Raw genomic sequence first — 20,575 nt, forward strand, 5'->3', positions numbered from 1 at the left:
TATGGGCTGTCGTCTAACGGCGAGTCGGTGAACCAAGAATCCCCCACTATAACCCGTAGGGTTTAGTGGTGGGAGTGTCAATGTTAAGTTAAGTTAAGCAAAAAATGGTAAGGTAGAAGAAGAATTATCAAGGCATTAAAAACAATTACGATGAAATGTGTTGTCAATCGTCGAGCAAAATTTAGCGCCAGTCACCGTTATTGGCTAAGGGAATTATCAGAAAGCGAAAATCAAGCTCGTTTTGGTTTAAATAGTCGTTTTCCGGGGCATGGACATAATTATGTCTTATTCGTCTCTTTAATGGGAGAATTAGACGAATATGGTATGGTACAAAATCTTTCTAATGTCAAAAAGGTCATTAAAAATGAGGTGACAAGTCAGTTAGACTATAGTTATCTTAATGATACTTGGGCGGAATTTCAGGAAACCTTACCGACTACGGAAAATATTGCCAGAGTTATTTGGCAACGTTTAGCACCTCATTTACCGCTTATTGATATTCAATTATACGAACATCCCCAACTTTGGGTTAACTATCAAGGAAAAGCTATGGAAGCAACTTTATCTATTCAAACTCATTTCAGCGCCGCCCACCGTTTAGCTTCTAATCAGTTAAGCTATGAAGAAAACCTCGAAATATACGGCAAGTGCGCCCGCCCCAATGGTCACGGTCACAATTATCATTTAGAAGTATCGGTAACTGGCAATATTGACCCTCGCACGGGTATGATTGTTGATTTAGGGGCGCTACAACAGGTAATTGATGATTATGTGGTTGAACCTTTTGATCATACTTTCTTAAATAAAGATATTAGTTATTTTGCTAATACTGTACCTACGGCAGAAAATATCGCTTTTTATATTGCTTCTTTATTACAAAAACCTGTGGCAAGTTTAGGGGTTGAGTTAACTAAAATTAAACTCATTGAAAGTCCTAATAATTCTTGTGAAATTTTTTGCTCTCAACAGGATTTGAATTTAGTTAATTCAGTGGAAAAAGTGGCTGTTTTAGCTTAATTTATTACTTTCTTCTGTGGGTGAGGGGTGGAGGGCTCACTCCCCCCCATGAGTCATTCCTCTGTCTCAACACCCATTAATAAATTATTTATTTCGTTGTTTAATACTTTTTTGTAATAAATATTTAGCTATTATATATTATTGTAGTATTTAGGTTTATTTTTGATACAAATTTTTAATTTCATTATTCTCTATTTGTCCACCTTAGAATGAATTGGTAATCCGTTATAGAAGATTATGCCTTCGCACTTTACCCACCGTGTAATGAATTACACGGAATCAACGGGATCACGTTCAATAAATTGAACTAAGATATTGATATTAGTAATTCATAAGTGATCAAGCGAACTTGATATTAAGGGTAATTAACAGTTTTTCGTTCAATAAATTAAACTGAGTTTTAACTAATTTATTCACCAAACTCTACTTATTTCCAGAAATAAAAAATAATATTTAAAATTAATCTATTTCGTTAAAATGACAAGTAATAATACTTTATTATTTTCTCTAAAAATTATTGAAAATAGTCAAAAATTAACAGAGTTAACATCTATTAATTGTTTCAAAAAAATAAAATTTACTAAACTAAATTGGGATGGAGAAACAGTTTTTAGCAGTTATATTCACGAAACCAGCGCCCTCCGCCATTCATCAGAAACCCCGATAGTATTATTACATGGTTTTGATAGTTCATTATTAGAATATCGCCGTTTATTGCCATTATTAGCAGAAGCTGGGAAGGAAGTATGGGTAATAGATTTATGGGGATTTGGCTTTAACCAGCGCCCTCCACTGCAAACATATTCCCCTGAAAAAATTAAACAACATTTAGCATTATTTCACCGAGAAATGATCAAAAAACCGATGATTTTAGTGGGTGCATCCATGGGGGGCGCTACAGCTATTGACTTTTGTTTAAGCTATCCTGAATTAGTAGAAAAATTAGTTTTATTAGATAGTGGTGGCTTAATTAAACAACCAATTATCAGCAAATTTTTATTTCCCCCATTAGGTTATTTAGCCACAGAATTTTTGCGCAATTTAAAAGTAAGACAAAGTATCAGTAAAACCGCTTATTTTGATAAAAATTATGCTTCTGAGGATGCACTGAGGTGCGCTGCATTACATCTTGACTGTGATAATTGGAATCAAGCCTTAATTAAATTTACTAAAAGTGGCGGTTATGGATCATTTGAGGATAGATTAGGAGAAATTGAAGCACCGACATTGATATTATGGGGCAAAAATGACCAAATTTTAGGCACAAAATCAGCGCCCCTCTTCCAATCCCTAATTAAAAATAGTGAGTTAAAATGGATAGAAAATTGTGGTCATGTACCACACTTAGAACAAGCAGAAATTACCGCTCAACATATAATTAGGTGTTGCTGAATAAACTCAAAAGTTTTGATTCATAAGGGTTAATGCAGATTACAAGCATCTAAAAATAGGCAAAATCGCGCTTTAAAAAAATAAAAATGCAATTAAAACACAAGATTATAGACACTACACGAGGATAATAAAACCTCATAATTGTCAATTTGCCCTCACGATGGCACTTTTTCAGCAAACCCTATTTTAAAGTAGGAGTATTAGTTCTGGGTGCTGGAGTTGTTGAAGTATTCTGATTAGTTGTTGGGGCTGGGGTGACGGGTGCTGGGGTTATATTTTCTGGAGCAGGGGTGACGGGCGCTACAGGCGCTACGGGCGCTACAGGGGTAGTAGTATCATTAGTTTCAGGAGGATTTTCCGGTTGAGGCGCCCTGGTTTGTGCCTGACAGATAAAGCCTAAATCAACGGTATTACCCGTACTATCAATAATGTAACAGGGGGGGAGGGCGCTGGTAGAAGAAGCAGATATGAACATACTTCCAACCATACCTAAAACAGAAACACAGGCAATTCTTGTCCGTTCCATTTGTTTGTTTGTTAATCAAAATCTATTGCTCTTAGATTATAACCTCAGCAACTCATACCGGAAAAAAATAACAGGTAAGGTTTGAGACTTATAATAAGGCTGAAAAAATTTGATGATTTTTCATTCTCTTTTAAAACAACTATACCTCTTTGCCTTTATTTATGGGAAAGCCCTGTAACTGATATGATTAATGACAGTCAAATAATTAACCTAATATGACAGAAACAATTTTTAGCAAAATTATTCGCCGGGAAATAAGTGCGCACATCGTCTATGAAGATGATTTATGCTTGGCATTCAAAGATATTGCCCCCCAAGCACCCGTCCATATTTTGGTAATTCCGAAAAAACCAATTATCTGTATTGATGATGCCGAAATACAAGACCAAAATCTTTTAGGGCATTTATTATTAACTGTTAAAAAAGTTGCTGCCGAAGCCAATCTTAGCAATGGCTATCGAGTAGTAATTAATAATGGTAGTGATGGAGGGCAAACCGTGGATCATCTTCATCTACATATTTTAGGTGAACGCCCTTTAAAATGGCCTCCGGGTTAAAAAACAGTTTTGTAAATTCTGAGTATCAAAACCCATTTGTTTAATACTAAGAAAAAAAGGAGAGGGAAGAGAGGAAAATTGAAAATAACTATTTTGCCCAGTCTTGAGGCTTTAAGAAAAACTCTGTTAATTGTGCTTCAGGACTTTCCACTTCAGGGTGATAGTTGTACTCCCAGCGCACTTGAGGCGGTAAAGACATCAAAATAGATTCCGTGCGCCCGTTGGTTTGTAAGCCAAAAATAGTACCTCGACCATACACCAAATTAAATTCTACATAGCGACCGCGCCGATATAATTGAAAATTACGCTCCTTATCTCCATATTCCATGGTCTTTTGTCACTTTCCGAAGTAGGTAATGTTAAAAACATAAATTTATCCACCCACAAGAAATAATTAGCTAATACTTCCCATTCCCTGCTCCCTAATAAATCCCTAATTAACTGATGTACCAGGTATAGTTTAATTCATAATTCTCAATTTCTGTTATCTCGTCAACGATTAATAGCGCCCTCCACCGTAATAACCTGATGTTGATTAAGAAAAGTCCTGACGAACTAATTTATAAAATTCTACTGATTCCCTTTAAGATAATGTAACTCAGTGGGATAAGCAAACTCTAATCCTGACTCTCGAAAGGCAAATTTAACAGCTAAATTGACATTATGTTGAGCCTGACGATACATTTTTAACTCATTACTATGGACATAGTAAATTACCTCAAAATCAAGGCTAAAATCACCAAATCCTGAAAAATAAGCAATATCAAAAGTAATATTATCAAGAGAATTTAACGATTTTTTAATAATATCAGGAATATTTTTTAACTTTTCATTAGATGTCTCATAAATTACACCAATTTTAAGAATAACTTGACGACTTTGCATCCTTTTAAAATTGCGTAAACGACTATTCGTTAAATCAGTATTAGCTAAAATTAATTGTTCCCCTGTTAAGGCTTTAATTCTGGTGGTTTTGATGCCAATATGTTCTACATAACCAATAAAATCATCGATAGAAACTAAGTCAGAAATTTCAAAAGGACGGTCAAATAAAATAGCGAAATAACTAAATAAGTCCTGTAAAATACCTTGGGAAGCAAGGGCGATGGCTACACCACCAATGCCTAAACCAGCAACAATGGCACCAATATCAAAACCCAAATTACTGATAATTATAATTCCTGAGATAGTCCAAATAATAACTCTGATGGCTGGAAAAAGTGCGTTAATATTTCTTTCAATAATTGAATCTGAGTAATGATATTTTTTACTATAAAAATTAATAACAACTCGTGCCAAATCCACTAAGAATCTAGCAAAACAAAGGGTAACAGCAATACCAAATAATGTTCTGGTTAATCCTAATAAAGTTTCATTAATTTGTAGTTCTTTGATAATTAAATAGCAAAAAATGAAATAACTAATGGGAATAATATGCTTATTAAGAATTTCTATAATTTGCTGATCTAATTCAGTTTCGGTCTTTTTAGTAATCTTTCTAAGTTGTCGAAATACAAAGTTTTTACTGATTTTAATAATAAAGTAGCTACTAATTAAAATAAATAAAACAATTAAAATATCAATTAAAAATGTTTGTATTTTTGGGGTTAAGTTAAAAATTGTATCGAAACTAAAATTCATTTTATTAGGATGACAGTCTAAGCTGTCCTTAAATTTATCTTTGCCTTTTACCTTTTGCCGTTTACCATTTTGACTCGGTAGATTTTATTTATTTTTAACCAGCGCCCTCATGGTGTTTTCTACCCTTTTGTATTCCGCTAAAATAGAAGTAAATAAAATATCAGCTTCATCCAAATTACCTTTTATGGTGGATTGTTCTAACATTTTACATAATTGAGATAAAGATTTTGCCCCTAAGGTAATGCTACTAGATTTGAGAGTATGGGCATTGATTTGAACTAATTCAACATCTTCAGTAGTAATACCAGCTTGAATGCCCTGTAGTAAACCCGGTGTATCTTCCAAATAAGAAATAATTAAATCTTGAAATACCTCCTCGAAGTCTTCTTCTCCAATCATATCCTTTAATTCGGTAATTATTTGGGTATCTAATTTCATCATCGATTCTTCTGAGTAAGTATTTTTAAGAACAGAAAGATTGTTTATATTAAATATAACCGTAGAATCACTCTTACGGACAGTTTTTAGTTTTTCCACCAGCGCCTCTACCCTTACTGGTTTCCCTAGGTAATCATCCATTCCTGCGTCTAAACAACGTTGTCTATCGCCTTCCATAGCGTTAGCTGTCATGGCAATAATATAAGGTGGATTGCCAGAAAAATTACTACGATTATGACGCCAGAGAGTGCGAATTTGGCGAGTAGCCGTCAATCCATCCATGTCTGGCATTTGCACATCCATTAAAATTAAATCATAGGATTCATGGCGTAAAATATCTAAAACTTCTACTCCATTACTTACCACATCAGCGCGATAACCTAGACGTTTGAGGATATTGGTAATTACTTTTTGATTGATAATATTATCCTCCGCAATGAGTATTTTTAGGGGTGTAACGGTGGCAATATTAGTTAAATTGGCAGCGGAAGAATTAATGATTTTAGCAGATTTTTCTGGGGATTGTGCTTGAGTGACAATGGTAGAAAGAATTTGATACAATTTTGATTGTTTAATGGGTTTAACTAAGGTGGCTGCCCAATTTACCTCTGATAGCGCCTGCTCAATATGACCATGACCCATAGAACTCAGTAGAATAAGAGGTAATGATTGATAATGAGGTAGATAACTAATTTTTTTAGCCAGGGTGACACCATCCATATAAGGCATTTGCATATCAAGAATGGCAAAATCCAAAGGCTGTTGACTTTTGAGGATTAATAATGCTTCCTTGGCGGAAGATGCAGTAATGGTTATCAAGCCAAAATTTTGACACTGACTCATTAATACTTGACGATTGATTTCATTGTCATCCACAATGAGGATTTTTTTGCCCTGCAATAATTGTTGAGTATTTTCTTGAGGGGCGCTATTTTGGTAAAGAAATTTAGCGGGAATAACAAAACAGAATTTTGAGCCGGGCGTTTGAGGATTTGATTCAATTTCCCAATCAGGAGGATACACTCCCATGATTTCCCCTCGACTTTCTGCCCACATCATGCCCCCCATTAGTTTAATTAATCTTTGACAGATTGCCAAGCCTAACCCCGTCCCACCATAATTCCGAGTGGTGGAAGCATCTACTTGGCAAAAAGGCTTAAATAATCGATTCATGCCATTAGCTGGAATACCAATTCCCGTATCTTTGACGATGAAAAGTAGTTGTGAAGGGCGCTGTTGATGGATAGATAATACTACCTCACCACTTTGAGTAAATTTTACTGCATTACTCAAGAGATTTACTAAAATTTGTTTTAATCTTGTCACATCACCGACGAGAAAATTATTGACTTCCCCGTCAATGGTATAAACTAACTCTAACTGTTTATGGGAGGCTTTGGGCGCTACTAAATCCAGAGACTCTTCCACCGCTTGATAAAGGGAAAAGGGTTGTTGTTCTAACTCTAATTTGCCTGATTCAATTTTAGAAAAATCGAGAATATCATTAATTATATTTAATAAACTGTCACTGCTAGTGCGAATAATCTCAGTAAATTCTTGTTGTTCGGGGGTTAAATCAGTATCGAGGAGTAAACCAGCCATGCCAATTACCGCATTCATGGGGGTGCGGATTTCGTGACTCATAGTCGCCAGAAATTCGCTTTTGGCACGATTAGCGCCCTCCGCCTGTTCTTTTGCTATGATTAATTCTTGTTCAACGGCAACTTTTTCGCTAATGTCCGTGATTGTACCGACTAAACGATAAGTTTTGCCATTTTGATCATAGTCTTGTTTCCCTTTTGCTTGTATCCAAATATATTCACCGTTACGATGTTGCAGACGATGGATATTATTGTAAAGAGGTTTTTCGTTTTCCAAATATTGATGAATATCTTGAAGATTTTTTTCTTTATCATCATCGTGAATGCGATCAAACCAAGTATTAATTGTGGCGGGGAGAGGATTTTCTTCATAGCCAATTATGCGCATCCAAGCCGGAGAAAAATATACTTCATTGGTGTTTAAATCCCAATCCCAAATACCGTCATTTGTGCCGGAAACGGCTAATTCATAGCGTTCATCTTTTGCTCTTAATTTTTGTTCTATAGCTTGTTTTTCTTTAATTTCTTCTTGCAGTTTAATGGTATTTAATTCTAATTCTTTGGTTCTTTCTGCCACTCTAATGGCTAAGTTTTCTTTTGATTCTTTTAACTGAATAAATTTTTCTTGCAAAATAGCAATCATTGATTGATAATTCTTAGTTAAAATATCTATTTCTGTGATATTGGTAGGTTGCCATTTTATGGTTTTATTATCAGTTATTTTCTCTGGTAAGTCTGTGGTTATCTTTGCTAAGGATTTGAGTGGTTTTACTATATCTTTACTTACTTTTCGAGCAAAGACAAAAGTAATAATGGCAATAATAACCATCATTGTCAGAATGCGAATATAGTATTCTTGAAGTTTAGTAACGTAATTTTTAGCATCAACAGTTGCCACGACAACAAAGGGAAAATCGGATAAGGTATCAATTTTATGAAAATAATAAGATTCTTTCCATCTTTTCACAATTGGTGTGCCTTTAGTCTTCGGTAAAGAATGATAAATATTTGCAGTGAAAATATTTTTATAATCAACTAAATTTATTTCTCTATTTTCATCACTATTAAAACTAAAATATCTATCTTTTTCTATAGTATTATGTCCACTAACTAATAATTTATTATCTTGATTTAAGATTAGTATATCTCCATCACGTTTACCTAAATTATCGTTAATAAAATCTTGCCAGCTATTAATATTAATCGAACCAGCCACAAATCCAGACCATTTATTGTTGAGGTTACGGGCGCTGATTAAACACAAATGAAGTTGTTTTTCTCCTTCATTACTGTGAAGTACCATGAGAGATTTTTGTTGGTTTTGCTGAGATATTTTAAACTTTTCAGTATCAGCAATATTGTCACTAATTAATGAGGTCATTTCTAGATTATTTTTACTAGCAAAAGCAATAATATCTCCTGTTTCATTAGCTACATAAATATAGTCGAAATAGGGAAACGTGCGCTGGATAATTTCTAAATCATTTTTCATTAAATCAACATTAGAATATTGTTTCTCAGCAATGGTTAACAATGCTGTTTGATATTCCATTTTCCAGTTTTTTATATCTTCAGTAAATGCGCTACTAATTTGATTTAATTCTGCAACGATAGAAGTTCTAGTTTGTGCTAATTGATAATTACTACTAATCAAACTTAAAACAAATAATGGAATGAAAATAACCGTTATTAGAGAGTTTAAAAGATTTTGCTCGAAAGGTAAAATAAGTTTATTAAAATAGTTGTGTTTAAGTATTTTATTAACGGGAAGATAGTCAATAATTAAAAGAGCTATAACTGAGTTTAAAACTCCATTTATCATCTGTTTGAGAGCAATTAATTTTAGTTCTGTGGGAGAAACAGATAAGATAAAACCATAACTAATAACTATTAAAGGAATACCTACTAATAACCAATAAAGAATATTTAATAAAACTAGATTTTTATTATTTTTATACCAAAAATAATTAACTATAATAATTTCACAAGAAAAAGTAAAAATAGCGTAAGGATGCCCCCATAAAAAATAAGTATATGTACTAGCAATAAAGCCTCCCAGCGCCCCCCAAAACTGCCCATAATAATAGGTAATTACCCAAACAAAAATACTACCAAACAAAAAATCCAGACCAAAAAATAAAGGTAATTTAAAATAATTACCCAGATAACTTAGCAAGATTAAAATTATTAAACCGAAATTAATTTGTTTTAATTTAGTATTGATTAAGGAAGTTATCATCAGCTAAAATGAGAAAAAAGCCATTGAGGAAGTTGAAAAGGCAAAAGACGGAGTTTAAAACCCTCTCTGATTCCATAACAGAATTATTTTATTTATTAATCATAACCTTAATTTTACCCCTTCAAAATTCAGGAAATTACCCATTCACTAGCTTAACCAGAAGTCGGTAAAGCACCCCTAAAGAATTAAGTTTCGAGACATTTCTTAATGATAAAGGCGGAGGGCGCCCTCCACCCCGTACAATAGACGTATAGTAAAGGTTGAGGGTTAGATAATGTTAGTTATTGTGCAAGATCAACAAATGTTATCTCCTGAAAAAGTATGTCATAGTTGTTTACTAGCAAATAACGGAGGGCAACCGCGCTGGCAAGAAGGTAAACTTAGTTGTGGGCAATGTATTGGTAAATTAGATCGGCATTTACCCACTATTTATGAATGTCACATGGGCTTCCGTCTTGCTAATATCGAGTAAGTAATTTTATTTGAATGTTTATGAGTTCTTACAGTTCAGCCGATTGGAAAGATAAAGTATTTGCTTGTTTAGTTTATTTAATTCCCTTATACTATGTTTTAGAATTTGGCGTATTTCTTTTCAATCAATTTCCTGTATTAAGAGTAATTACCATTCCCTTAATACCCCTCGCCATTCTTTACAATACTATTCCTTTTGCCCGTTTTATTATCTTTATTGCCCTCTTTGCTGGTGTCATCAGAAATACAAACATTAGTCATTTCATTCGCTACAATGCCATGCAAGCCATTCTCATTGATATTCTTTTAATTTTAGTCAATTTAATTACAGGAATCCTTTTAGGAGGGTTAGGACAATTATTCACCGAAACCCTTTATAATGCTATTTTTTTACTAACCATAATCGCTTGTGGTTACAGTATTTTTGAATCTGCCACTGGTAAATACGCTGATTTGCCCGGTATCTCAGAAGCAGTAAAAGGACAAGTACCATATTAATTGAGAGTTGCTGAGGTGAAGGGCAAGGGGCAAAGGTTTTAAAAGGGTAGATAAAAAGGCTATTTTTGGCACTTTTTCTGGTTTTTATTATGCTTAAAGCCTTTACTTAACAAGGGTTTTGATTTATTCAGTAGAACTCAATTAAGATATATTTTTTGTCAATTCTTTAACCTAATACCTAACACCCGATACCTGACACCTTTACAAATCATCAGGTATTGCTTCAATGGTATTAGTTAAAATACCGATACTCTCAATTTCCACACTCACAGAATTACCTATTTGTAAAGGTCCAATTCCTTCTGGTGTGCCAGTTAAAATCACATCTCCCGGCAACAAAGTCATAATTTGGGAAACGTAGGCAACAATTTCTGGGGGTGAAAACACCATATCTTCTAATAAACTGGATTGTTTCGGTTTTTCCTCATAATTGATGGTAGTCTCTAGCCTAGCGCCCGAAGTTAATTCTCGCACAATCCAAGGACCCAATGGACAAAATGTATCAAATCCTTTTGCCCTTGTCCATTGTCCATCTTTTTTTTGTATATCCCTAGCGGTAATATCGTTGGCGATGGTATAACCCCAAATTTTGGTTTGGGCATCTTCTACAGTGCAATTTTTTGTTCTTTCACCAATGATAAGAGCTAATTCTCCTTCATAATCCACCCGTTGAGATTGTTTAGGATAATAAATAATTTGTTCATGGGCGATGATAGCAGAAGGAGGTTTAAGAAAAATTAACGGTTCTTTTGGTACATCTGATCCCATTTCTTGGGCATGACCAAGATAATTCTTGCCCAAAGCAATGATTTTTGATGGGGCGCAGGGCGCTAGTAGTATATATTCTCCTTCTCCCAAAATTTGTTCAGTTTCATTACCACTTAGCCACGGTGGCGCGTCTAACACTTGTACGCTACGATCAAGCTGTAGTTTGCCGTAGTAGGTTTGACCCTTTAATGTTTTAACTCTTACATAACGTTGTGCCATAATCTAAATATTTTATACTAATTGTAAATTATTAATTTGGTAATGTTGTAATTGTAAATGAATTATCTTGTCAGGATTCTGACTAATTTTTAAAGACCCTAGGATGATTCTCAATTTACCTCAACGTAATGCTATTATAAAATTCTTTGCTTTTCAATGTGAGCATTATTAGAAGGGAAAAGGGCAAGGGGCAAAGGGCAAAGGGCTTTTTTATTGTCATAAATGATAAAATTGGTATTTTTAGAATAATACAATTATTACAAAATAAACATTTGAGCAATTATTTCCTATTAATGTTTCATAACTACTGTAGAAGAGCTATATTTTTAGATACTTGCAAATACCCTACAAATTATTTACAAGTAAAGATAAACTAAAACATAAACACTTATCTAAATCAATTCTTAAGGTTAAATCATCTATTATGGTGTGACTTATTCCCATTAACCATAAATTTTAGGAAAATAACATCAATGATTTACCATTGAGATAATGAGTAGTTTTTTTATACTATTTAAGGTTAAGGAAAACAGAAATTAAGTAAAATTAGCAAAAAATTAATTGGACAAGCAAATTTAGTGATTAAATATCTATTTTCTATGATTTAATTTTAGGTAAGTTTTGATCTAAAAACTGAAAAAAGATATTATCATACAGAAATATTAAATTTAATGACAGAAGTGAATAAGCCAAATTTTTTAGATAAAGTAAGAAGCATGATTAACGGTAATGCTGAAAATTACGAGCATTACGAAGAAGAAATGGAGGAAATGGTACAAGAAGCGGATAATTTCGACTTGCAAGAAGTGGAATTAACCAATGTGGCGGAAGAAAAACCAGCGCCCGTCAACTCCTCTCTTCGCCGTCAGAATAGAAACAAAATTCAATCAGAATCTTCATCATCAGAAACTGCGATGAATAACAATAATCATCACTATCCTAATAATGTAATTGGTATGCCGGGAGTAAATTCAATGGTCCATGAAATAGTTTTCCTCGAACCTCACAATTTCCAACAAATGACTCAAGTCATCGAAATTTTGAAACAACAAAAAACCGTAGTCTTAAATTTTACTGTCATGGATGCCTATGAAGCACAACGGGCGGTGGATTTTGTGGCGGGGGGCGCTTTTGCCATGGATGGACACCAAAAAAGAATCGGTGATGGTATCTTTTTATTCACCCCCAGAAATGTCAATGTTAATGACAATATGAAAATCAATTTGGATGGTAGTGAAGACAAATCCTTTAACCCCACCATGGGATTAACCGATAAATTTCCCGATTCTCTTTGGGATACACCCTCTTCTGATTTGCCTGACTCCATGGCTCAATAATTGACATTAGGGAGGTTTTAGGTTTCAGGTAGCAGGTTTCAGGTAGCAGGTTGAAAACTATCAAACATTGATTCGTCAGTCAATAGATTCTTGTACAAGAAAAAGAAAAAGATTAATAAACATAAGTTTCTTGTCAATTCTTTAACCTAACACCCGACATCTGACACCTGACACCCGACAACTAATTCTATTTTTGCGTAACATCAGTCAGATCAGTTAAACTTAACCATGACAAAATTACAGTATTACTTGTAGTATAAAAATACTCTAATACAATTCATAGATAAAAAGCAATAATTGGGGAACTTAAAGGGCTGTAGGGATTGTCGATCTAACTAACCGTAATAATTAAGGACAAGATTAAGCATGAGTGATCGCAAGGTTGCATTAATAACAGGAATCACAGGACAAGACGGCTCTTATTTAGCTGAATTACTATTAGATAAAGGTTATGAAGTACATGGAATTATTCGACGTACTTCCACCTTTAATACTGACAGAATTGATCACATATATCAAGACCCTCATCAGCAAGATGCAACTCTTTTTCTACACTATGGAGATTTAACTGACGGCACAACTCTAAGAAGAATATTAGAAGAAGTTAAACCCCATGAGGTTTTCAATTTAGGGGCTCAATCTCATGTTAGAGTCAGCTTTGATGCTCCCGAATTTACCGTAGATAGTGTTGCCATGGGTACATTGAGACTGTTAGAAGCAATCCGAGATTACCAATGTCGTGCGGGGGTTGAAGTGCGCTATTATCAAGCCGGTTCCTCAGAAATGTTTGGTAAAGTATTAGAAGTGCCACAAACGGAAACCACCCCATTTTATCCCCGTAGCCCCTACGCCTGTGCTAAAGTTTACGCCCATTGGCAAACCGTAAACCATCGAGAATCTTATAATATGTTTGCCTGTAATGGAATTTTATTCAACCATGAAAGCCCTCGCCGTGGAGAAACCTTTGTAACACGAAAAATTACCAGAGCCATTGCGAGAATTGTGGCAGGGCAACAAAAAGAGTTATTTTTAGGTAACATCGATTCCAAAAGAGACTGGGGTTATGCCAAAGACTATGTAGTTGCCATGTGGTTGATGTTACAACAGGATCAACCTGATGATTATGTGGTGGCAACGGGAGAAACTCATTCTGTTAAGGAGTTTCTTACATTAGCCTTTACCCACGTTAACTTAAACTGGGAGGACTACGTGCGCTTTGACGAGCGCTATTTGCGCCCAGCAGAGGTGGATTTATTGATTGGTGATCCAGCTAAAGCTATGGAAAAACTGGACTGGAAACCCTCAGTAACGTTTCCTGAGTTAGTGGGTTTGATGGTAGATGCTGATCTTGAAGCCTTAGGTTTAAAAACCAAAAATGGTACACCGGTAAGTGATCAGGCTTACATCCGTCAGAATATGTTACATAATGTGGGCTAATACTTTTCCTGATATAACTAGCTCAAAAGGGCAAAAGTAAATTTAAAGATAGCTTAGACTAATATTAAATTTACTACTTAGTTATTGAAAGATGGGGTTTTAAACCCTTTATTTTTCAATAAAAATTTATAGGAAAATTAGGCATGGTGGGCATTGCCCACTCTAAAATAATTTTTTTAAATAATTAATCATTTTTATGTTAGAACTCAAAAATAAAAAAATTCTAGTAACTGGTGGATCAGGTTTTTTAGGTAAGCAAGTAGTGGCAGAATTACTGAAAGCTGGTGCAACCAAAGAAAATATCACTATTCCCCGCTCTAAAGATTGTGATTTGACAGTGTGGGAAAACTGCCAAAAAGTGGTAAAAAATCAAGATGTGGTAGTGCATTTAGCGGCGCACGTCGGCGGTATAGGTTTAAATCAGGTGAAACCAGCCGAGTTATTTTATGATAACTTGATGATGGGCGCTCAATTAATCCATGCTTCCTATCAAGCTGGAGTAGAAAAATTTACTTGTGTCGGCACAATTTGTGCTTATCCCAAGTTTACCCCTGTACCATTTAAAGAAGATGACATTTGGAATGGTTATCCCGAAGAAACCAACGCACCCTATGGCGTAGCCAAAAAAGCCCTATTAGTGCAACTACAATCCTATCGTCAACAATACGGTTTTAATGGTATTTATTTATTACCTGTAAATTTATATGGACCAGAAGATAACTTTGATCCTGCTAGTTCCCATGTTATCCCAGCCTTGATCCGTAAAGTTCACGAAGCGCAACAAAGAGGCGATAAAACTATTCCCGTTTGGGGTGATGGTAGCCCCACTCGTGAATTTTTATACTCTAATGATGCAGCACGAGGCATTGTCATGGGTACTTTGAGTTATGATGATCTTGAGCCAGTTAATTTAGGTACTAATTTTGAAATTTCCATCAAAGATTTAACCGAATTAATCTGTGATTTAATGGGCTTTGAAGGGGAATTGGTATGGCAAACTGATAAACCGAACGGGCAACCGCGCCGTTGTTTGGATACATCCCGTGCTAAAGAAGCCTTTGGTTTTACCGCTCAAATGGAGCTTAAAGAAGGCTTAAAGAACACCATCGACTGGTATCGTGCTAATAGTTAAAACAATACCGTTTCACCGTTGTCGTTAATTAGTGAAATGGTAGATTGGGTTACGGAAGTGTTCAATGAATTAAGGTACTTGTAAGCGAATAAGATTATCTTCGCTTAAGGCTTCTTTAAATTGACCATCTTCCGCTAAGAATACTAATAAACTTATTTCTAAATCTGGATCAAGATGTAAATCTTGCCAAGGTACAGCAATTTCAATACATTTGTCTAGTGCTATTTTTCCTCGACAATAACGAGAATGCCAAATATTATTTTCTCCAGCTTCCTGTAGCCAATAGGTTTTTGTCAAAAGATTGATCCCAAAATGATGACGATAATGGTAGTTGAGGGGCGCTTGATCGGGCATTTCAGCTATGGGTAAGGGACTATTATAACCGTCACGATGAGGGTAAAACCAAGCTAAATGTATTTCTGATGGTAAATCCTTACCTACCAGCGCCCCTCCCCGTAAATCGAAACGAAAATAAAAATTAAGATGATCCCAACCATAATACATACTAGGGATAACACTAGAACGGTGCATCGTTCCCCTAGCGCCCCCCACCTTAATTTTTCCAGCTTTATCCCAATCTTCCTCATCCCCTTTACCGTCGATAATAGGGTGAATATAACCGCAAGGTTGCCCACTTTCACCACAGGGAGTATCAAAATTGGTAATCGAGCGCTGGAGATAACTTGGCACTGCTTCATTTAAGGCTTGATAAAGAGCGATCAAATGTTCTCTAAATAACTGATCAAACATATCATCATGGGTAGAATGATGGGGTTCACCAAACCACCAAAACCAGTCTGAGCCTTCGGCAGCGTATAACGCTTCCCACGCTTCGGGATTATTTTCTCTGGTGGCTTCGGGGTGTTGGGCTAGGGTGAGGCGCGCTGCATGGAGATATTCCCAAGCCTTATTTTTAGTCGGATCGCCAATCCAAGTGCTGAAACTACCATCAATCCATGAACCGCTATGCAGTTTATCTTTCGCAATGGTTTGACGAGGGGGAAATTGTTGGATAAATTCTCCCACCGTCACCAATTTAATCTGTTTATTATCACTCAAACGACTGTAAAGACTTTCAAGGAAAGGTTTGCCATCTTGATCGTAAAATTCCCAGCAATTTTCCCCATCTAAAGCAATGGTAACTAACCAAGGTTGACTTAATCCAGCGCCCTTGTCTCCTTGTCTTTCCTTGAGACGGCGCGCGATGCCCTGTAATTGTCCGATCAAGTGACATACCGCTTGATCTGTATCCATAGCACCATAAGTAAAACCGATTAAATCCGAGAGGCGATGATCTCGAAATACCATACTCAAATCACCATAATCCGTTTTTATGCCATAGGGTTGATATAATACTTCAGGTTCAAGAATATTACCCGTTTCATCTCGGTTGAAAAAATGATTTAAACTCCAGCCCAACACCGCTTCATCAGAACATAACCACTTAAAACCTTGTTTAGCCACGGGATCAAGCATGGCTGGGCTAACAGATTGCTCACTAGGCCACAAGCCGGAGGGCGCCCTCCCAAATTTCTCGCCATACATCTCCCATGCTTTATTAAGATGAATAACTATATCTTCTTTCCATTGAAAACGGCTGTTGGGTAATGACATTTCAGGTCTAGCGACAAGGGCGCTGGTGCTATCCGCCAACAGAGGTAAAATAGGATGGCTATAAGGTGTCGTGGTAATTTCTAATTGCCCATTATCCTGCATTTTTTTATGCTGAGGGATAATACGTGCAATAATTTCTTTTTGTTTACTAAAAATTCTTTGACGATCACTTAAACTAAAATTTCGCCCTCTCGTCAACCAGTCGGCAATGTCTTTATCAGACCAAAATAAAGGATCAAACCATGCTAAATTATGCCATGCTAATAAATCGCTAAAATCTTGCTCCTGCCAATTATACAAACACCAATCTATACCGTTACCTTGTCTTTGTTGATATAACTCTTCATATCTTGGGTGGGGTTGTATTTGATGATGGTGGTTAGCATCAAAAAAGTGATTGATAATGAATTTTTTTTGCTCAATATTTAATTGACTAACAGGAGTTAAAGTTAAAGCTAAATAAGGATCGAGGGCTTTTCCTGTGGCGTATTCTTCTAACTGCATCATCAAAGAAGGCACCAGATTGACAGTTTGATGTAACTTGGGATATTTTTCTAATAATAAAACTAAATCTAAATAGTCTTTTGTACCGTGTAATCTCACCCAAGGTAAGCGATAATCACCCCCAACATTATTTTTAGAGAGACGAGATTTATAAAGGGGTTGATGTTGATGCCAAACAAAAGCAACGTAGAGAGGGTGAGACATAAATTCTACTAATCTTCAATCTTATTGATGGTTTATTCTATCAGTTTAAAAGGGCAAAGGGCAAGAGGCAAAGGTTTTCAAAGGGCAAAGTTAAAAGTGTAGATGATTAATTATTCGTTATCTGTTTCCTTTTTACTAACTTGATTGGCACAACTGAAATAGTATTGCTATATTTTTTTACATCATGTTATCTTTTTTCGTAATGATTAAGTTCCCTTGTCAAATGTGCTTGATAGTTAATCTTTTATTTTGGCATTTTTTTGCCCTTCCTCTTCAGGCACAAACCAACGATAAACTATTTTTACTCAATCAATCATTGGTGGTGATACGGGCGCTGGATAATCCCCTAATTAAAGCACAAATGTTGGCAAACTTAACTAAACAATATTATCAACAAAATGAGTTAGCCATCGTTAAAGAATTACTAAAAGAATCATGGGAAATTAGTGAGCAAATTAAACAAAAACCAGAACAAATTTTACACAAATTAAGCATCATTAATTTATATATTGAATATGAAGAAAAAACCAGCGCCCTCCACCACTTACCCATATTAAAATCAGCCATAGATAAACTAGAAGATTATTCCCTAAAAACAGCATTTTTGATGGATATTGCTAACAAATATGAACAATTAGGCGAAACACAACAAGCACAAATAATTAGGGAGGAAGTAGAAATAAGTATAGTAAAGGCAAATCAACCAAAGCCATCACCGCCTCCTAAATTTCCATTTCAAGAACAACCATTAAAAGGAAAAATAAGACTTGCAAATAATAGCTTTATAGCCGATAGAAATTTGATTAACTTTAATTTTAATAGTACATTTAGTAAACAATGGCCACGAAATAAATTAAATCTTAATCTTAAATTATGGAATAATTATGATAGTAGTAGAAGGATAGATCGCCAAAATAGATTTGTTATCGATATTGTGTCCGAATATCAACATTATTGGCGGGAAAAATTTTATAGTTTTGCCAATTTCGGTTACTTACAAGATGATTTTAGCAGTGTGGAAGACCGAGTAAGTTTTTTTACAGGAGTCGGTTTTAATGTTTGGACAGGCTCACAAAAACATCAAAAATTAGATATGCAATTAGGCATTGGTGATTTATTTCAAAACTCAACCCTAAGAAATAAACAAGCGCCCTTCCCCGTGTTCCAATATTCCTTAAACTACGAAAATTTAATGTTTACTGATTGGAAATTTAACCAACAATTAACATTAGAAATTCCTGCTACCAATACCGCAAACTATTATATCGATACTATCAGTAAAATTAACATTCCCACCTTTGAAAAATGGTCAATCTTTGGGTCTATTAATTTTAAATATATCAGTATCACTGAATCTAATAAACCCAATTTAGAGCGTCGCTTTATGTTTGGTCTTGAGTATGAATTATGAATGATGAATAAATCAAAACCTTTTTAAAATAAAGGTGTCAGGTATCAGGTAGCAGGTATTAGGTTAAATTTAAACTCTTGACTTGTAATAATTGCATTTTTAAAATACTCAAAGCCATACTAATTAGTGTCTGCTGAATAAATCAAAACCCTTTTAAAACAAAGGTTTTAAGTACAATAAAATCTTAAAAAAGTGCCAAAAACAGCCTTTTTTCCTACAAAATGCTCTATTTTCTTTACCCTAATCAAAAACGATTGTTGCAAAATAGCAATTTATGAGAACTAACCAAGTTGCTAAAGTCTTTGATTGATAAGTATTTGAGACTTTTCCCTCTCTACTCTTCCCTTTTCCCTACCTCAATGACACCACTTTTTCAGCAACCCTCATATAATTATTTTTAGTTAATTGTCATCAATGAACAATTTAAGAGACACTTTATTTTGTAGGGTAATCAAAAAGCATCAATAACTTAGGCTAAAAATATAACTATGAATAATCCCGTCACAGAAAGTGAATATTACAAAGAGTCAGAAGCAACCAGAGTAAGGGTATTAAGTGAAGCATTACCTTACATCCAAAAATTTGCCGGGCGCACCATCGTGGTCAAATATGGCGGTGCTGCCATGAAAGATGGCACCTTAAAAGAAGGTGTAATTCGAGACATCGTTTTTTTAGCATCCGTGGGAGTTAACCCAGTTGTGGTACACGGTGGAGGACCAGAAATTAACATTTGGTTAACCAAATTGGGTATAGAACCTCAATTTAAGGATGGATTAAGAGTAACGGACGCAGAAACCATGGATGTGGTAGAAATGGTATTGGTGGGCAGAGTAAATAAAGAATTGGTTGCCCTCATTAACAATGCTGGAGGTCGTGCGGTAGGAATTTGTGGCAAAGACGGCAATTTAGTCAAGGCGCGCTCCGTCAATAGAGAGAAAGTTGGTTTTGTGGGGGAAGTTACCAGCGTTGATAGTAGTTTAGTTCATTCTTTAGTAAAAAGTGGTTACGTTCCCGTTATTTCCAGTGTGGCGGCTGATAATGAAGGTCAAGCTCACAACATCAATGCCGATACTATTGCCGGGGAGATTGCGGCGGCGTTGGGCGCTGAGAAATTGATTTTGTTAACCGATACTCCGGGTATTTTGCACGACTATAAAGACCCTTCCACTTTACTATATAAATTATCCATTCAAGATGCCAGAGATTTGATGGATCAAGGGGTTGTCGGTGGTGGAATGATTCCAAAAGTTAGTTGTTGTGTACGCTCCCTTGCTCAAGGGGTGAAAGCAGCACATATTATCGATGGTAGAATCCCCCATGCGCTGTTATTAGAAATTTTTACCGATGATGGTATTGGCTCGATGATTGTTCCGTAGTAAATTTTAGACTTTTAATGAAGAATAACGGTTTTAAGGTGTTAAGACCCTGTCTTTTCAGACGTGAGCAAATTTAATGGTATTCCAAGCTATCTTGAAATTTGCCTTTGGACTTTTATTCTTTCCTAAAAAGCTGAGAAGCTAAGGATTGTTTTGTTTCTGAGTTATTCTCGTGGTATAATTTCTTATAATA

Annotated in this window: 15 protein-coding genes and 1 pseudogene; 10 read left to right on the forward strand and 6 right to left on the reverse strand. The window is 35.3% G+C overall.

Annotation, left to right across the window (positions count from 1 at the left end; translation table 11 throughout):
• Positions 1-150 precede the first annotated feature (150 nt).
• Together IGQ45_00585 and IGQ45_00590 are read left to right on the forward strand one after the other, a co-directional pair.
• Complete coding sequence (locus IGQ45_00585; GenBank protein MBF2055724.1) at positions 151-1,017, forward strand: 6-carboxytetrahydropterin synthase; 867 nt, start codon at positions 151-153, stop codon at positions 1,015-1,017.
• 477 nt (positions 1,018-1,494) lie between these two features.
• Positions 1,495-2,409: an alpha/beta hydrolase gene (locus tag IGQ45_00590; GenBank protein ID MBF2055725.1), complete on the forward strand. Its 915-nt coding sequence runs from the start codon at positions 1,495-1,497 to the stop codon at positions 2,407-2,409.
• Between the two features lie 181 nt (positions 2,410-2,590).
• On the opposite strand, the gene IGQ45_00595 is transcribed toward IGQ45_00590, so the two are convergent.
• Positions 2,591-2,935, reverse strand: a complete 345-nt coding sequence (locus IGQ45_00595) for a hypothetical protein (protein ID MBF2055726.1) — start codon at positions 2,933-2,935, stop codon at positions 2,591-2,593.
• Between the two features lie 215 nt (positions 2,936-3,150).
• Here IGQ45_00595 and IGQ45_00600 point away from each other — a divergent pair, with 215 nt between their 5' ends.
• Positions 3,151-3,492, forward strand: a complete 342-nt coding sequence (locus IGQ45_00600) for a histidine triad nucleotide-binding protein (GenBank protein MBF2055727.1) — start codon at positions 3,151-3,153, stop codon at positions 3,490-3,492.
• 88 nt (positions 3,493-3,580) lie between these two features.
• On the opposite strand, the pseudogene IGQ45_00605 reads toward IGQ45_00600, so the two are convergent.
• The 3 genes and pseudogenes from IGQ45_00605 to IGQ45_00615 form a co-directional block, all read right to left on the reverse strand.
• A pseudogene (locus tag IGQ45_00605) lies at positions 3,581-3,823 on the reverse strand (coproporphyrinogen III oxidase).
• 239 nt (positions 3,824-4,062) lie between these two features.
• Entirely contained in the window at positions 4,063-5,133 is a 1,071-nt protein-coding gene (locus IGQ45_00610) for a mechanosensitive ion channel family protein (protein ID MBF2055728.1), read from the reverse strand.
• Positions 5,134-5,217: 84 nt separating this feature from the next.
• A complete protein-coding gene (locus tag IGQ45_00615) occupies positions 5,218-9,396 on the reverse strand; it encodes a response regulator (protein ID MBF2055729.1) in 4,179 nt (1,392 codons plus the stop codon).
• A gap of 289 nt (positions 9,397-9,685) precedes the next feature.
• Between IGQ45_00615 and IGQ45_00620 the strand changes: the two genes are divergently transcribed.
• Together IGQ45_00620 and IGQ45_00625 are read left to right on the forward strand one after the other, a co-directional pair.
• Positions 9,686-9,883 carry a hypothetical protein gene (locus tag IGQ45_00620; protein ID MBF2055730.1) on the forward strand — a complete coding sequence of 66 codons (198 nt, stop codon included), beginning with the start codon at positions 9,686-9,688 and terminating at the stop codon, positions 9,881-9,883.
• 20 nt (positions 9,884-9,903) lie between these two features.
• Positions 9,904-10,380, forward strand: coding sequence for a hypothetical protein (locus IGQ45_00625; protein ID MBF2055731.1), 477 nt, complete (start codon positions 9,904-9,906; stop codon positions 10,378-10,380).
• A 201-nt stretch (positions 10,381-10,581) separates the two neighbouring features.
• Here IGQ45_00625 and IGQ45_00630 read toward each other — a convergent pair whose 3' ends face one another.
• Positions 10,582-11,367 carry a fumarylacetoacetate hydrolase family protein gene (locus IGQ45_00630; GenBank protein ID MBF2055732.1) on the reverse strand — a complete coding sequence of 262 codons (786 nt, stop codon included), beginning with the start codon at positions 11,365-11,367 and terminating at the stop codon, positions 10,582-10,584.
• Between the two features lie 671 nt (positions 11,368-12,038).
• Between IGQ45_00630 and sepF the strand changes: the two genes are divergently transcribed.
• The 3 genes from sepF (at position 12,039) to IGQ45_00645 (ending at position 15,273) form a co-directional block, all read left to right on the forward strand.
• Complete coding sequence (sepF, locus tag IGQ45_00635) at positions 12,039-12,704, forward strand: cell division protein SepF (protein ID MBF2055733.1); 666 nt, start codon at positions 12,039-12,041, stop codon at positions 12,702-12,704.
• A 366-nt stretch (positions 12,705-13,070) separates the two neighbouring features.
• Positions 13,071-14,141 (forward strand): GDP-mannose 4,6-dehydratase, encoded by a 1,071-nt coding sequence (gene gmd, locus IGQ45_00640; protein ID MBF2055734.1) that lies wholly within the window; start codon positions 13,071-13,073, stop codon positions 14,139-14,141.
• 196 nt (positions 14,142-14,337) lie between these two features.
• A complete protein-coding gene (locus tag IGQ45_00645; GenBank protein MBF2055735.1) occupies positions 14,338-15,273 on the forward strand; it encodes a GDP-L-fucose synthase in 936 nt (311 codons plus the stop codon).
• A 69-nt stretch (positions 15,274-15,342) separates the two neighbouring features.
• On the opposite strand, the gene IGQ45_00650 is transcribed toward IGQ45_00645, so the two are convergent.
• Positions 15,343-17,595, reverse strand: a complete 2,253-nt coding sequence (locus IGQ45_00650) for a glycoside hydrolase (protein MBF2055736.1) — start codon at positions 17,593-17,595, stop codon at positions 15,343-15,345.
• A 229-nt stretch (positions 17,596-17,824) separates the two neighbouring features.
• Here IGQ45_00650 and IGQ45_00655 point away from each other — a divergent pair, with 229 nt between their 5' ends.
• Positions 17,825-19,006, forward strand: coding sequence for a DUF481 domain-containing protein (locus IGQ45_00655; GenBank protein MBF2055737.1), 1,182 nt, complete (start codon positions 17,825-17,827; stop codon positions 19,004-19,006).
• 488 nt (positions 19,007-19,494) lie between these two features.
• A complete protein-coding gene (gene argB / locus IGQ45_00660; protein MBF2055738.1) occupies positions 19,495-20,382 on the forward strand; it encodes an acetylglutamate kinase in 888 nt (295 codons plus the stop codon).
• Positions 20,383-20,575 lie beyond the last annotated feature (193 nt).

Source organism: Cyanobacterium sp. T60_A2020_053, assembly GCA_015272165.1.
In the GTDB taxonomy this organism is placed as follows: domain Bacteria; phylum Cyanobacteriota; class Cyanobacteriia; order Cyanobacteriales; family Cyanobacteriaceae; genus Cyanobacterium.